The sequence below is a fragment of the Sporosarcina ureae genome (assembly GCF_002109325.1).
GTDB classification, from domain to species: domain Bacteria; phylum Bacillota; class Bacilli; order Bacillales_A; family Planococcaceae; genus Sporosarcina; species Sporosarcina ureae_C.
Genome location: NZ_CP015348.1, coordinates 2,328,263 through 2,340,460, shown reverse-complemented (window position 1 = coordinate 2,340,460; position 12,198 = coordinate 2,328,263). Strand labels below are relative to the sequence as shown.

Genomic DNA, 12,198 nt, shown 5'->3' with positions numbered 1-12,198 from the left:
AGTTTTAGGCAGACTGAAAAAAGACTGCTTTGTGCTTTCACTCTCCAACCCCGAAGAATGTTTTGCTGAGATGACTGGCAGGTCTACTGGCTGGCACATCGTTCTTCCATCTTTCCTTCCCGCCGAAGCAGTGGTTTTCATAAGATAGTCGTCCGTGCCCTCAGTTGCGGGGGCAGCTCCGTTAGTGGCGGATTCCCTTTTAAACGTGGTGGGTACCAATTCATCTAAATGCTGTTATACACTATATATAGTGTGTTGATTCATATATAACCCTAACATGTTGTGTTCAAACATGCAAAACAAAAATCGAACCGATGTTCAGAATCCTTCTTCTGAACTACGATTCGATTTTTCTTATTCAGTATTTTATAGTATATCAAACTTTTTACTTCTTGACTAAATTGTTTGTGTGAACGTTTTTAAATAGATTGTGAAATTAGTTAGGAGAAGGGATTTCCGCTTCAGCAGGGGGACGCTTTCCGGAGGGCGTGGCCTGAGCCAAGCGAACAGCGAAGGGTTCGCTTTGCCGTATTTCTGTGTACTTTGCAGAAATTAAGGCACCTGTCCAGGGTCTCAGACTCACGCTGATCCTCCCGGAGTCGCCCCCTGCTTCCGCTACAATCCTACTTTCTAACGTAGACCACCTAGAAACTTCACTGTTTTTTTAGTACCAGTTCAAAGTCTCAAGAACGTAAGGCCAAAGTTCACAACTTGAAAATCCTGATATCATCTATCAATATCACAAACGATCTTCCGCTCTTTCAGCTGTTTCTTCCCAACATTCTGCGCCTTTTAGGCCAGGGATGCTAGCTGATTTGAAGACGGGGTTTCTGCCAGCTTTTCGTTGTTTGGTGAAGTCGTCGAGTACTTTGAAGGCGATTTTGCCTAGGAGTAGAATAACGACTAGGTTGATGATGGCCATTAGTCCCATGAATAGGTCAGCCATGTCCCAGACTATTTGTACTTTTGCAACAGCTCCGAAAAAGACCATTGCGAGTACGAGTACTTGATAGATTCGTTTCCACATGACGTTGGCGTTGATGAATTCGATGTTCGTTTCGCCATAGTAGTAGTTACCGATGATGGAACTGAAAGCGAAGAACATGATCGCTACGGCGATGAAGTATGGTGCCCATGCGCCTACGTGTACTTCCATGGATGCTTGTGTCAATAAGATACCATTCGTTTCGCCTGATTGGTACAAGCCGCCTAGTAAGATAATGAAGGCAGTTGCTGAACAGATGATGATAGTATCGAAAAATACACCTAATGATTGTACGAGTCCTTGTTTTGCTGGGTGCGATACGTTCGCTGTCGCTGCTGCGTTTGGTACACTACCCATACCTGCTTCATTGGAGAAGAGACCTCGGCGTACACCTTGCATCATTGCCATACCGATTCCGCCACCCATGATTTCCTTAATTCCAAATGCGTGCTCAACAATTAATGCGATCATCGCTGGAACTTCTGTAATGTTCAATATTACAATATACAAGGCCACGATAATATAAAATGTAGCCATTATGGGTACGATTGTCTGCGTTACTTTAACAATACGCTGCACACCACCAAAGACAATCACTGCCGTTAGGACAATGAGTCCAACTCCTACAGCCCAATGCGGAATGCCGAATACGTCTGTAAACGATTGACTGATTGTGTTTGATTGCACTGCGTTAAAGATGAATCCAAAACACATCGTTAGTAGAATGGCGAAGACGATACCTAGTTTCCGCCAACCGAGCGCTTTTTGCATATAATACGCCGGCCCTCCGCGGAAGGTATCGCCGTCTTTCACTTTATACACTTGCGCCAATGTACTTTCGATGAATGCGGTCCCCATACCGATGAGAGCGATCACCCACATCCAGAATACTGCTCCGGGTCCACCGATTCCGATAGCAAGGGCTACCCCCGCTACGTTACCTGTTCCTACGCGTGAAGCTGCACTAATCGTGAATGCTTGGAATGGCGATACCCCGTCATTGCTATCCTTTTTTTCTACAATCAGACGGAACATCTCACCAAATAAGCGCACTTGAACAAATTTTGTTCGAATCGTGAAATATAAACCTGCTGCCAATAAAAGTCCTATTAAAACATATGTCCAAATGAAATTATTCGCCGGCCCTACAAGCCAGTCGATCGCATTTTGAAACATCTGACCACCTCCTTGTGTATTCTATACCCTACTCGCTTGCTTACTATGCCTTACATAATAAAATAACTAGTTTCTAGTTTGCAAAACTACAGTTGCTTTATTCTCCAATAAATTTGCTGCGTCGGTCATCAATTCAGCCAACGACTTCTCTCCGTCGTCCAATGCATGCACTTCAGAGAACCATTCGAGCAGCTCCGTACGTGCCGCTTCATCAATAGTTCCCGAAATGACGAGGACCGGAACCCCCTCTGCTTTCGCTAGCTTCGCGATGCCCATTAATGCTTTGCCGGCAAGCGTTTGCCGATCTGTCTTTCCTTCACCTGTCAGAATAAGGTCAGCAGAAGATAGATGGTTTGCAAAATCTATCGCTTCAAGCACGACACTGATTCCACTTTCCAGACGTGCACCGCAATAGGCAATTAATGCACCCGCACTTCCTCCTGCCGCGCCCGCTCCGTGCAGCTCATGCAGACGTACACCTGTCACTCTTTCAGTCTCATCCGCAAAATGCTCCAGTCCTTCGTCTAAATCCAAGACCATTTCGGGATCGGCTCCTTTTTGCGGACCGAAAACCACCGACGCTCCTTGGTCTCCAATGAATGGATTCTCCACGTCAGACGCAATGCGAATATCCGCCTCCAATAGTCGCTTATCCAGTTTCGAACTATCGATTTCATCGAAAACAGAAAGCGTGGAGCCATTCATTTCTAACGGCCACCCTGCCGCTTTAAATTTCACTCCGAGAGCTTCAAGCAGACCTGTACCTCCATCATTCGTCGCGCTGCCCCCAAGCCCGATGATCAATTTACGATATCCTTGGTCGAGCGCATGACGAATCAATTGCCCCGTACCGTATGTAGACGCTTTCATCGGATTGAGTTCTTTTTTCGCAAGCAACATCAATCCAGAGGCCTGGGCCATTTCAATAACCGCTGTCTCGCCGTCTCCAAGCACCCCCAGATGTGCATCGATCACTCGGCCAAGCGGATCTTGCACAGACACCGTTTGAATAGTCCCGCCAGTTGACGAAATCAGCGCATTCAGCGTCCCTTCCCCTCCGTCTGCAACAGGTAACCGTACGACCTCTGCGTCTGGAAACACTTTTTTCACTCCATTAGATAAAGCGTCGGCCGCTTCCTCCGCACTCAAACTACCCTTAAATGCATCAGGTGCAATAACAATCTTCACGACTCTCACTCCCTTTAATCGTATTCTAGCAGATTATGCGGGAAAAGTTACCGTAAAATAGTGGATGGTTAAAGTATTTCTATTGAAGGCCTTCAGAGTGCTTTGTGGATGGTTAGTTTTTTGTATAGTTGGGTGGATGCGCTCTATGGGAGGGTTTATTCGCTCTAAGGAGGTGTTTATCCGCTCTATGGGAGGGTTTATTCGCTCTATGGGAGGGTTTATTCGCTCTATGAGAGTGTTTATACGCTCTATGAGAGTGTTTATCCGCTCTATGTCAACCTGGATACGCTCATACTTAAGACGCGAGCGCTCTAAACAAGGCTACGTACTGTAATGAGCCATCACATATTACAGTACCCATTATGTATTAATCACACCATTCTCAGGGAACACTACGTACGTGAGGAAAGGAGCAGTAATAAATGGCTGAGTCGTAAGTGAAAAATTGGTCGAATCGAAAAAGTTATCAGAAGAGAAACCTATGGGCCGGCATATTATTCGGACTTGGGTTTGTGGCGTTTTTGGATGAGACACTGTTTCATCAATTGCTGCATTGGCACAAGTTTTACGATAAATCTACAGTGGCGATCGGATTAGTGTCGGATGGTTTATTTCATGCGTTTAGCTGGTTTGCGACGGTTGGTGGATTGTATTTGGTTGCGGATTTACGCAGGAGGAATGCGTTATGGCATAAGATGTTCTGGGGTGGCAAGTTGATCGGGGGTGGCGCGTTCCAATTGTATGATGGGACCATTCAACATAAGGTCATGCGCATTCATCAGATTCGTTATCATGTAGATATCGTTCCGTATGATATCGTTTGGAACGGTGCTGCGATTGTGATGATTGCGGCCGGTCTATTGTTAATTAAGTCAGCGCAACAGGATGCCCGATCGGCGGAAAGGCTGGTGCTTCATGCCACATGATGCCTATCTCAGCGCGACCGATTGGCTGTTTGGGACGCTTACAGTGATCGCCGTTCTGTTATACGGGGGCGCGGTATTTCATTCCAATCGGCAACGACGTTTGCGTAAATGGCCACGAAGACGGACTGTGTTGTGGATAGCAGGTGTATTCGCTTCAGTAAGCGCTGTTGCCGGGCCGCTTGCTGAACTATCACATGATCAGTTCACCTGGCATATGTTGGGCCACCTTTTACTCGGCATGCTCGGCCCCCTTCTATTAGCACTCGCTGCTCCGATGACATTATTACTGCGGACACTTCCCGTTCGGCAGGCTAGAAAGGTTAGCCGCTTGCTAAAAAGCCGACTTGCAGGGTTCTATACACATCCCGTCGTCGCTTCCATTTTGAACATCGGTGGGCTTTGGCTGTTATACACAACGGGTTTGTTTGCGGTCATGCACCACCATCTCTGGCTGCATATCGTGATCCATATACACGTGTTTGTTGCGGGCTATCTATTTACTATTTCTCTTTTATACATCGATCCCGTATCTCGCCGCTACAGTTACCGTTACCGCACCGCAGTCTTTATTGTAGCTCTGGCGGGACACGGAATTTTATCCAAATTACTATACGCCTATCCGCCTGCTGGTGTACCTATTGAAGAAGCGCGTGCAGGAGCGATGCTTATGTATTACGGTGGTGATGCGGTGGATCTTATGATGATCATTCTGTTGTTTAGCAGCTGGTATCATTCGACCAAACGTCAACGGTCCCACATTCCATCTACCTCCACTCGTCATGCGCACGCGAATGAAACGACACAAAACGCACCTGCTAGCTAATAGGTGCGTTTTGGTCTTAGGCTATTCAATTCATTATTCCGATATAACCGTCATAATGGTTCCTTGGGCAGTGGCACAAATATTTTCTTCTCCATCCTTGGCGGCAAAAACATCACAGCGACACACAGCTTGTCTCTTGCCTGCTGAAATAACTGTCGCCCGAGCAATTAACTTTTCCCCAACAGCGGGCCGTACATAGTTAATTTTGTATTCTGCCGTCAATACGTTTGGACCTAGAACGGAACCGCCTACAAAAGTCAATGCGTTATCCGCCGCATAGCCAATGACCCCACCGTGTACAAAGCCATGTTGCTGTAGTACATGTTCCGTGATGGGAACTTCCAGAACTACTTCGCCCGCAGTAAACTCTATTAACTTTGTTCCTAATAGTTTACTGAAAGATTGAGCTTCCAGCGCTTGTTTGCCAATATGAAAGACTTCATTTTGCATCATATAATCGTCCTCTCCTTATCGGATAATGCTCTTCATTTTCATACTCTGCAAAAGTCGGGAATGTTTGGAATGTGACTACTACGCCATATAAAATTAAGCCAATACCTCCGAATAATCCGAACATCCTTGATTTGCCTTCGCGCAACCATTGTCAAACTAAATATCCTCCGCCGATTTCAGCCAAGTCGAACAGCAGAAATATCACCATAAGCTTCAACATCAGTAAACCTCCATTTACTAATTGCATCACAATTCAGTTAATTATAAAATCAGGTTATTTTCATTTTGAACAGATGACTTGGTGTGGAGTTAACTAAAATGGGAGATACAACTTTCAATGATTGCAGATCTACAATAAAAGACCCTCTTCATAGATAGGAAAGGGTCCGTAAAGTAGTATAAATCAAAATATAAAGAACCAATACAACGGCGTCAATTCAATTACACCTGTGACCATAATGGAAAGAATAATCACCATAGTTAGTTGTTTAAAGTTTCGGTAGAAGATCGCACACAAAATAATGTACATAATAAATTCTTCTAAATAATTCACATGCAAATAAAACAATCCGATTCCTAGTGAGAGACTTAACATCAATCCCATTGGTAACGCGGGTAAAAAACTAGCCAAACACCTACCATTTTTCGCATACCAGACGACCACCGCAAGAAATGGCGTAAAGACCGCTACAGCGCCCCAGTACTTCATATCATTCGTCGAATACACACCGAATAAATGGGCGGAGTACATATAATAGCCGATTAGCATGCCCAAAAAGAACAAAAATGTATGAACGGCTGCACGAATCGCCGTTTTACTATATGCAGCAATCGCCGTGGCAATCAATACCCAAATGCCCATCCGCGTGAAGACGTCTCCGAAAAACGGGACGGAATCTAGCAGCTTAGTCGCTATGCCAAACAGAACACTTCCAATGAGCCAAGCCAACAGCACTACTAGTTTTTTCATCGCCATTTCCCCCTATATGAATATCCTCTAGTTTATCATTTTACAGATGACTAATCTAACAGCTTTATCCATTAAAAAAGGGCTTATCTACGTTCGATAAGCCCATCTGATTTATCCGTTTTGGAGTGCGAGTTTAATATGTGCCAAGTGATGCTCTTCATGCCAAGCCAACTTGGCTACCTTTTTCGCTACTGATACTTCGCCATTGACTGCGTGGATAAATGTCCGAGTCAGTTGATCTTCCGACAAACTATTCCCAAGTGCTACGATGCGTTCATTGATCCCTTCAAGCATCTTAATAGAAGGTTCAACAGGCAGTTCAGTATCCGGTTGCACTGCCCATTTGTCTTGATTGAAAGGCGGCGCTGTCGGATTATCGTCAGTTAACGCTAGCTTCAAACGTTGGTACATGTTTAACTGCGAGTCTGCAATGTGATGGACGAGTTGTCGAATGTTCCAGCTTCCTTCGCGATACGTTTTGTGTAACTCTTCCTCATTCAATGAATCTACAGTTTCTCTTAATCGAGTAGTGTAGGTATCAATTTCTTGTAACCACTTTTGAATATCTTCCAACGTGACATGACCCGGAACCTGTAATTCCCCAATCGGAAAGCGACTATCCATGACGAACCCCCCTTTTCATTTATCTGATTATCTCATAATTTATCTGATTATTCTATTTGCAAGACAAGATAATATGTAAAAGGAGCACTTCGCATGTCAATGGATAGCCCCGGATAGGTATCTACAGGGTCTGCTATTTATTGACCTGTTTTAGAAAAACCGGCAATTCTTGCACCTATTTCATCGCGCACACGCTGGAAGAATTCCCATTTTTCTTCATCTGTTCCTTGTGCTTTTGCAGGGTCGTCAAACCCCCAATGATCACGTTTGACATGAGGTGGTGTCATCGGACACTTGTCAGCGGCATCCCCACAAAGAGTGACGACAAAATCTGCTTTGTTTAAGATTTGTGGATCGATGATATCCGAAGTTTGGTTCGATATGTCGATGCCGACTTCATTCATAGCTTTTACCGCATTTGGATTCACGCCATGCGCTTCAATTCCAGCACTGAGCACTTGCCATTCTTCTCCTAGATACTCTTTGCCCCATCCTTCAGCCATTTGACTACGGCATGAGTTGCCTGTACATAAGAAATAAAGTATTTTTTTCGACATAATGAAATCTCCTTCTTATTGTATAATTGACAGCCATAGATACAGTCCGATCAGTGTTATCAGGAGTGTAGGGACTGTTAACATAATACCAATCTTAAAATAGCTACCCCAAGAGATCTTCACGCCTTTTTGAGACAGTACGTGCAACCATAATAAAGTGGCCAATGAACCGATTGGTGTGATTTTAGGACCTAAATCCGATCCAATAATATTTGCGTAAATCAAAGCTTCGCGAATGGGACCTGTCGTAGTTGTGTCCGATATGGCTAACGCGTTAATCATGACCGTAGGCATATTATTCATAAGTGATGACAGGATCGCAGCAATAAAGCCCATTGAAATCGTTGCGACAAAGAGTCCTTGATCAGCTGCCGTTTGAATGACATCCGCCAATACACCCGTTAGACCGACGTTACGCAATCCGTATACCACAACATACATCCCGACAGAGAAGAATACGATCGCCCAAGGTGCACCTTTAAGCACTTGTTTCGTATGAACGGCTGGACTTTTTTGCGCCATAGCCATAAAGAATATCGCCGTAAGCCCCGCAATAATAGATACAGGCAATCCCGTAAATCCACTTGAGAAATAGCCTATAAGTAATACGCCTAAAATTACCCAAGCAAGTCGAAACAACTTGAGGTCTTTGATCGCATCTTTCGGTGTTTTTAAATCAGATACATCATAGTCTTTCGGAATACTCTTACGGAAGAATAACAACAACACTAATATACTAGCAACTAATGCAAATAAATTCGGAACGATCATTCTAGTTGCATATTCAACAAATCCAATATCAAAAAAGTCTGCTGAAACAATATTCACTAAGTTACTTACAACCAACGGTAACGAAGTAGTGTCAGCGATAAAACCGCTGGCCATAATAAATGGAAAAATCATTTTTTCATTGAAATTCAAATTTCGTACCATCGATAGTACAATGGGCGTTAATATTAGGGCCGCCCCATCGTTTGCAAACAGAGCAGCAACGACTGCACCTAGCAGACTGACATAAATAAACATACGAATACCGCTGCCTTTGGCTAGTCTAGCCATATGTAGAGCCGACCACTCGAAAAAACCAATTTCATCTAAGATTAATGAAATAATGATGATCGCGATGAAAGCAAGCGTAGCATTCCATACAATCCCAGTTACATCCATAACATCTTGGAAGTTCACTACTCCAACTAACAATGCGATGATCGCGCCAATACAGGCCGACCAGCCGATCGAGAAGTTTCTAGGCTGCCAAATGACAAAAATAAGTGTAATGATGAAAATCAATGATGCAGTTATAGCCAACGTACTTTCTCCTCCTTATTCACAACAAATTCGAAGCCCTTGTGCTTCCAATTCAGCGATAGATTCATTCTGTTCTGGAAGATGTTCAAGGATGCTTTGAATAAACGGGTAATCTTCATAATGTTCATTGATCGAGAAAAAGATCCATTGACCTCTACGTTCTTCTTTAACCAACTCAATATCTCGAAGTTTACGTAAGTGCTGACTAATCGCTGGCTGACTCATTTTAAAAATCGCAACAAATTCACAAACACAGCATTCATGTGACTTGAGTAATTTCATCATTGTCAACCGTGTGGGGTCTCCTAGCAATTTTAATAGTCGTGATGCGCGTTGCAGATCAACCGTATCAGGTGTATTCATAGTCTATCCCTCCACTTCTCTACTATCATATAAGGATATGCTTATATACGCAAGTGGAATAATACATTTAGCTCTCATCGTTTTATGTATTTCAACCAAAGAAAAAAGGGCTCCCTCTCGTCATATTGACAATGTAGGAACCCCTTACCTATCTAGTTATCGTCGTTTCCGCGCCGCCTTCATAATGTAACTGACAACAATGACAAAAATCAGGGCACCTACAATAGAAGGTACAACATAAAATTCTCCTAAACGCGGTCCCCAGCTGCCGAATAAGCTCCCGCCGATCCACGCACCTATGATCCCTGTAATAATATTGCCAACGATACCGCCTGGGACACTTTTGCCAATGATTAGACTAGCAAACCAGCCAATCACACCGCCAATTATTAAATATAAAAGGATACTCATTACACACGCCCCTTCTCTTATTTTTATACGTATTTAATACTTTATCTCCAAACCTGACAATGAAGTGATCGAGTTACAGCCTTATGAATAATCTATTCCTTGATACAGCATAGTATTCGCCAAATAAAAATCTGTGTAGGTGCATGTGCGCAAATAGTACCGCTCGTACGTTCCGATGGTCGTGAATGATATAATGTACTACAGTACTAAATATACGCAGTTAGAACTGGAGGTTATAACCGCATGCGATCCTTTCATTTCAATGGCAGTCGAATATTGAAAACAGGGCTGGCTATATTTTTAACCGCAATTATTTGTGAATGGTTTAATTGGCCACCAGTATTTGCGGTCATCACAGCCATTGTTACAATTGAGCCGACCGTTAGTGATTCCATCAAAAAAGGGTTCGTACGATTTCCGGCTTCCGCTATCGGTTCCGCATTTGCTGTACTCTTTATCACGCTCTTCGGGAATTCCCCGATTACCTATACATTAGCAGCGGTGGCCACTATTTTAGTCTGTTACCGATTAAACTTGCATGCTGGCCTACTCGTTGCCACATTGACCGCGGTCGCCATGGTCGAAGTCATCCACAGCAATTACTTAATCGCGTTCTTCATTCGATTAGGTACGACAACAGTCGGTCTACTCGTATCTACCGCAGTCAACATGCTCGTCTTCCCTCCGAACTACCGGAAAGATATTCTGACAAGCATCCAAAGTATCGGAGAACGGGCAGGCAGTATGTTGGAACGAACATTCCGAAAAAATTTATATGATGAACATGAAGATCACTTAGGTGAACGAGAAAATCTCAAGCAACTAACGAAAGATATCAAAAGAACAGAAACGTTCATAAATTTTCAGCGCAATGAATCCAAAATTTATCCATGGGTCAAAAATCGAGAGGCAGAACTTCTCATGGCAGAAAGGCAATTAACATTTTTGCATAATCTTGAATTTCACTTGGGGACTTTACTGCATATTCCGCGGCAAATCACTTCGTGGACTCCGACAGAACGTCATGTGATCATGCAAGCCGTGACGCAGCTGGCGCATGATTTAAAGCATTCTATTGACTATGATCCAGAAAAGCACAGGGCGCAATTACAACATGTCACCGATCTTTTTTGGGAAGATACGAAGTGCATCACAGCAGATGAAGGAATTCATCCGAGCCAGTTCCCGCCAGAGTTCGTGATTCTCTATGAATTGATCACTATTTATGATTTAGTGGATCAATATTATGACCCCGCTAGTTTGAAAGTGGCGCAAAAGGAAGTTCAATAATTTATTGTTCAACAAGAGTCTGAATATATTCGGACTCATTTTTTTGCTCATATACATTCTCTACGGGTCTATCGCCTCTTTATGTCATAGACATATGTTCAATTTATGACTGCAACCACAATAATTCGACAAGATATGACAACTGTCACTAGGACGTTACTATGCAGTAGTGTAGATTATGAATAGGTCATGTACGTTTCAAAATCACATTTATATAGAGGAGAAACAGTTATTGCAGAAAATAGCTTGGATTACAGATACTGCTGCACAACTGGATGATGCATTCATCCAAAAATATGATGTATATGTTCTGCCACTGGGTGTAGTTTTTTCCGATGTCTGTTATAAAGAGTCCATCGATATTACGAAGGACGAGTTTTACGATAAATTACGTGCGGCAAAAGTTTCTCCAAAAACCTCTCAACCCGCAATCGGTGAGATGACTTCATTATACGAAAGATTACAGGCTGATGGATATGACTTTGCGGTCGCTGTGCACTTATCTAGCGGACTTTCTGGAACGTTTGAAACTGCTCGAGCGGCTGCGAACATGACAGACTTCCCTGTGTATCCCATCGACTCAAAAATCGGTTCATTTCCGATGGTTAAGATGATTGAAATTGGCAATGAATTATTCGCAGACGGCAAAGAACCAGAAGAAGTGGTCGCAACCCTTAACGCTATGGCTTCTCACTCGAAATTGTCGTTTATTCCGGGTGGTCTTGGCCAATTGCATAAAAGTGGACGCGTTTCTGGGACACAAGCATTCTTAAGTAATCTACTGAATATTAAAGTCCTGATCAGTTTCGAGAACGGGAAAGCTGTCATGACAGAAAAAGTTCGGTCGAATAAGCGGGCAAAAAATCACGTAACATCCTTACTCCGAGCTGACATGGTAAAAGCCGATGTGCCCGAAGTGGCTGTCATCCACTGCCACAATGCGCATGACGCGGAAATTTGGAAGAATGAATTACAATCAGAATTCCCGACACTGCAAGTACACGTCGTTTCACTGAGTGTCTGCGTAGCGGTACATGCCGGTGAAGGAACTACTGGCTTAAGCTGGGTAACCTATTAACTATAGGCAGGGACCGAATCTATACAGATTCGGTCCCTGCCTCTTT

14 protein-coding genes and 1 riboswitch are annotated in these 12,198 nt (G+C 43.6%); of the genes, 4 read left to right on the top strand and 10 right to left on the bottom strand.

All coding sequences use genetic code 11. The annotated features are described in order from the left end of the window. Positions 1-58: 58 nt before the first annotated feature. A riboswitch (cobalamin riboswitch) is annotated at positions 59-235 on the bottom strand. 504 nt (positions 236-739) lie between these two features. Then, positions 740-2,161, bottom strand: coding sequence for an alanine/glycine:cation symporter family protein (locus SporoP32a_RS11630; RefSeq protein ID WP_157129974.1), 1,422 nt, complete (start codon positions 2,159-2,161; stop codon positions 740-742). Positions 2,162-2,227: 66 nt separating this feature from the next. Then, complete coding sequence (locus SporoP32a_RS11625) at positions 2,228-3,349, bottom strand: glycerate kinase (RefSeq protein ID WP_085428030.1); 1,122 nt, start codon at positions 3,347-3,349, stop codon at positions 2,228-2,230. A gap of 437 nt (positions 3,350-3,786) precedes the next feature. Here SporoP32a_RS11625 and SporoP32a_RS11620 point away from each other — a divergent pair, with 437 nt between their 5' ends. Then, positions 3,787-4,275 carry a DUF2243 domain-containing protein gene (locus tag SporoP32a_RS11620; RefSeq protein ID WP_085428029.1) on the top strand — a complete coding sequence of 163 codons (489 nt, stop codon included), beginning with the start codon at positions 3,787-3,789 and terminating at the stop codon, positions 4,273-4,275. A 43-nt stretch (positions 4,276-4,318) separates the two neighbouring features. Next, positions 4,319-5,098 (top strand): cytochrome c oxidase assembly protein, encoded by a 780-nt coding sequence (locus tag SporoP32a_RS11615; protein ID WP_232319522.1) that lies wholly within the window; start codon positions 4,319-4,321, stop codon positions 5,096-5,098. Between the two features lie 33 nt (positions 5,099-5,131). On the opposite strand, the gene SporoP32a_RS11610 is transcribed toward SporoP32a_RS11615, so the two are convergent. From SporoP32a_RS11610 to SporoP32a_RS11575, 8 genes are all read right to left on the bottom strand, one after another. Then, positions 5,132-5,551 carry a PaaI family thioesterase gene (locus SporoP32a_RS11610; protein WP_085428027.1) on the bottom strand — a complete coding sequence of 140 codons (420 nt, stop codon included), beginning with the start codon at positions 5,549-5,551 and terminating at the stop codon, positions 5,132-5,134. Beyond that, positions 5,538-5,675 carry a hypothetical protein gene (locus tag SporoP32a_RS17050; protein ID WP_198166156.1) on the bottom strand — a complete coding sequence of 46 codons (138 nt, stop codon included), beginning with the start codon at positions 5,673-5,675 and terminating at the stop codon, positions 5,538-5,540. Before SporoP32a_RS17050 ends, SporoP32a_RS11610 begins: the two co-directional genes overlap by 14 nt. A 279-nt stretch (positions 5,676-5,954) precedes the next feature. Further along, positions 5,955-6,521: a hypothetical protein gene (locus SporoP32a_RS11600; protein ID WP_085428026.1), complete on the bottom strand. Its 567-nt coding sequence runs from the start codon at positions 6,519-6,521 to the stop codon at positions 5,955-5,957. Positions 6,522-6,632: 111 nt separating this feature from the next. Next, complete coding sequence (locus SporoP32a_RS11595) at positions 6,633-7,145, bottom strand: YfiT family bacillithiol transferase (protein WP_085428025.1); 513 nt, start codon at positions 7,143-7,145, stop codon at positions 6,633-6,635. Positions 7,146-7,282: 137 nt separating this feature from the next. Further along, positions 7,283-7,702 carry an arsenate reductase (thioredoxin) gene (arsC, locus tag SporoP32a_RS11590; protein ID WP_085428024.1) on the bottom strand — a complete coding sequence of 140 codons (420 nt, stop codon included), beginning with the start codon at positions 7,700-7,702 and terminating at the stop codon, positions 7,283-7,285. 15 nt (positions 7,703-7,717) lie between these two features. After that, positions 7,718-9,010 carry an arsenic transporter gene (locus tag SporoP32a_RS11585; protein ID WP_085428023.1) on the bottom strand — a complete coding sequence of 431 codons (1,293 nt, stop codon included), beginning with the start codon at positions 9,008-9,010 and terminating at the stop codon, positions 7,718-7,720. Between the two features lie 15 nt (positions 9,011-9,025). Beyond that, positions 9,026-9,373 (bottom strand): ArsR/SmtB family transcription factor, encoded by a 348-nt coding sequence (locus SporoP32a_RS11580; RefSeq protein WP_085428022.1) that lies wholly within the window; start codon positions 9,371-9,373, stop codon positions 9,026-9,028. 156 nt (positions 9,374-9,529) lie between these two features. Further along, complete coding sequence (locus SporoP32a_RS11575) at positions 9,530-9,784, bottom strand: GlsB/YeaQ/YmgE family stress response membrane protein (RefSeq protein ID WP_029053583.1); 255 nt, start codon at positions 9,782-9,784, stop codon at positions 9,530-9,532. Between the two features lie 243 nt (positions 9,785-10,027). Here SporoP32a_RS11575 and SporoP32a_RS11570 point away from each other — a divergent pair, with 243 nt between their 5' ends. Beyond that, positions 10,028-11,074, top strand: a complete 1,047-nt coding sequence (locus tag SporoP32a_RS11570; RefSeq protein ID WP_085428021.1) for an FUSC family protein — start codon at positions 10,028-10,030, stop codon at positions 11,072-11,074. A 232-nt stretch (positions 11,075-11,306) separates the two neighbouring features. Then, the gene (locus SporoP32a_RS11565) at positions 11,307-12,152 is read left to right on the top strand and encodes a DegV family protein (protein ID WP_085428020.1); all 846 of its coding nucleotides are present in this window, start codon (positions 11,307-11,309) and stop codon (positions 12,150-12,152) included. The last annotated feature ends 46 nt before the right edge of the window (positions 12,153-12,198 follow it).

What these genes read in the sequence shown, in the direction of transcription:
- SporoP32a_RS11630 (WP_157129974.1), bottom strand. Translation starts at nt 2,161, where the DNA reads ATGTTTCAAAATGCGATCGACTGGCTTGTAGGGCCGGCGAATAATTTC.
- SporoP32a_RS11610 (WP_085428027.1), bottom strand. Translation starts at nt 5,551, where the DNA reads ATGATGCAAAATGAAGTCTTTCATATTGGCAAACAAGCGCTGGAAGCT.
- SporoP32a_RS17050 (WP_198166156.1), bottom strand. Translation starts at nt 5,675, where the DNA reads ATGTTCGGATTATTCGGAGGTATTGGCTTAATTTTATATGGCGTAGTA.
- SporoP32a_RS11600 (WP_085428026.1), bottom strand. Translation starts at nt 6,521, where the DNA reads ATGAAAAAACTAGTAGTGCTGTTGGCTTGGCTCATTGGAAGTGTTCTG.
- SporoP32a_RS11595 (WP_085428025.1), bottom strand. Translation starts at nt 7,145, where the DNA reads ATGGATAGTCGCTTTCCGATTGGGGAATTACAGGTTCCGGGTCATGTC.
- arsC (WP_085428024.1), bottom strand. Translation starts at nt 7,702, where the DNA reads ATGTCGAAAAAAATACTTTATTTCTTATGTACAGGCAACTCATGCCGT.
- SporoP32a_RS11580 (WP_085428022.1), bottom strand. Translation starts at nt 9,373, where the DNA reads ATGAATACACCTGATACGGTTGATCTGCAACGCGCATCACGACTATTA.
- SporoP32a_RS11575 (WP_029053583.1), bottom strand. Translation starts at nt 9,784, where the DNA reads ATGAGTATCCTTTTATATTTAATAATTGGCGGTGTGATTGGCTGGTTT.
- SporoP32a_RS11570 (WP_085428021.1), top strand. Translation starts at nt 10,028, where the DNA reads ATGCGATCCTTTCATTTCAATGGCAGTCGAATATTGAAAACAGGGCTG.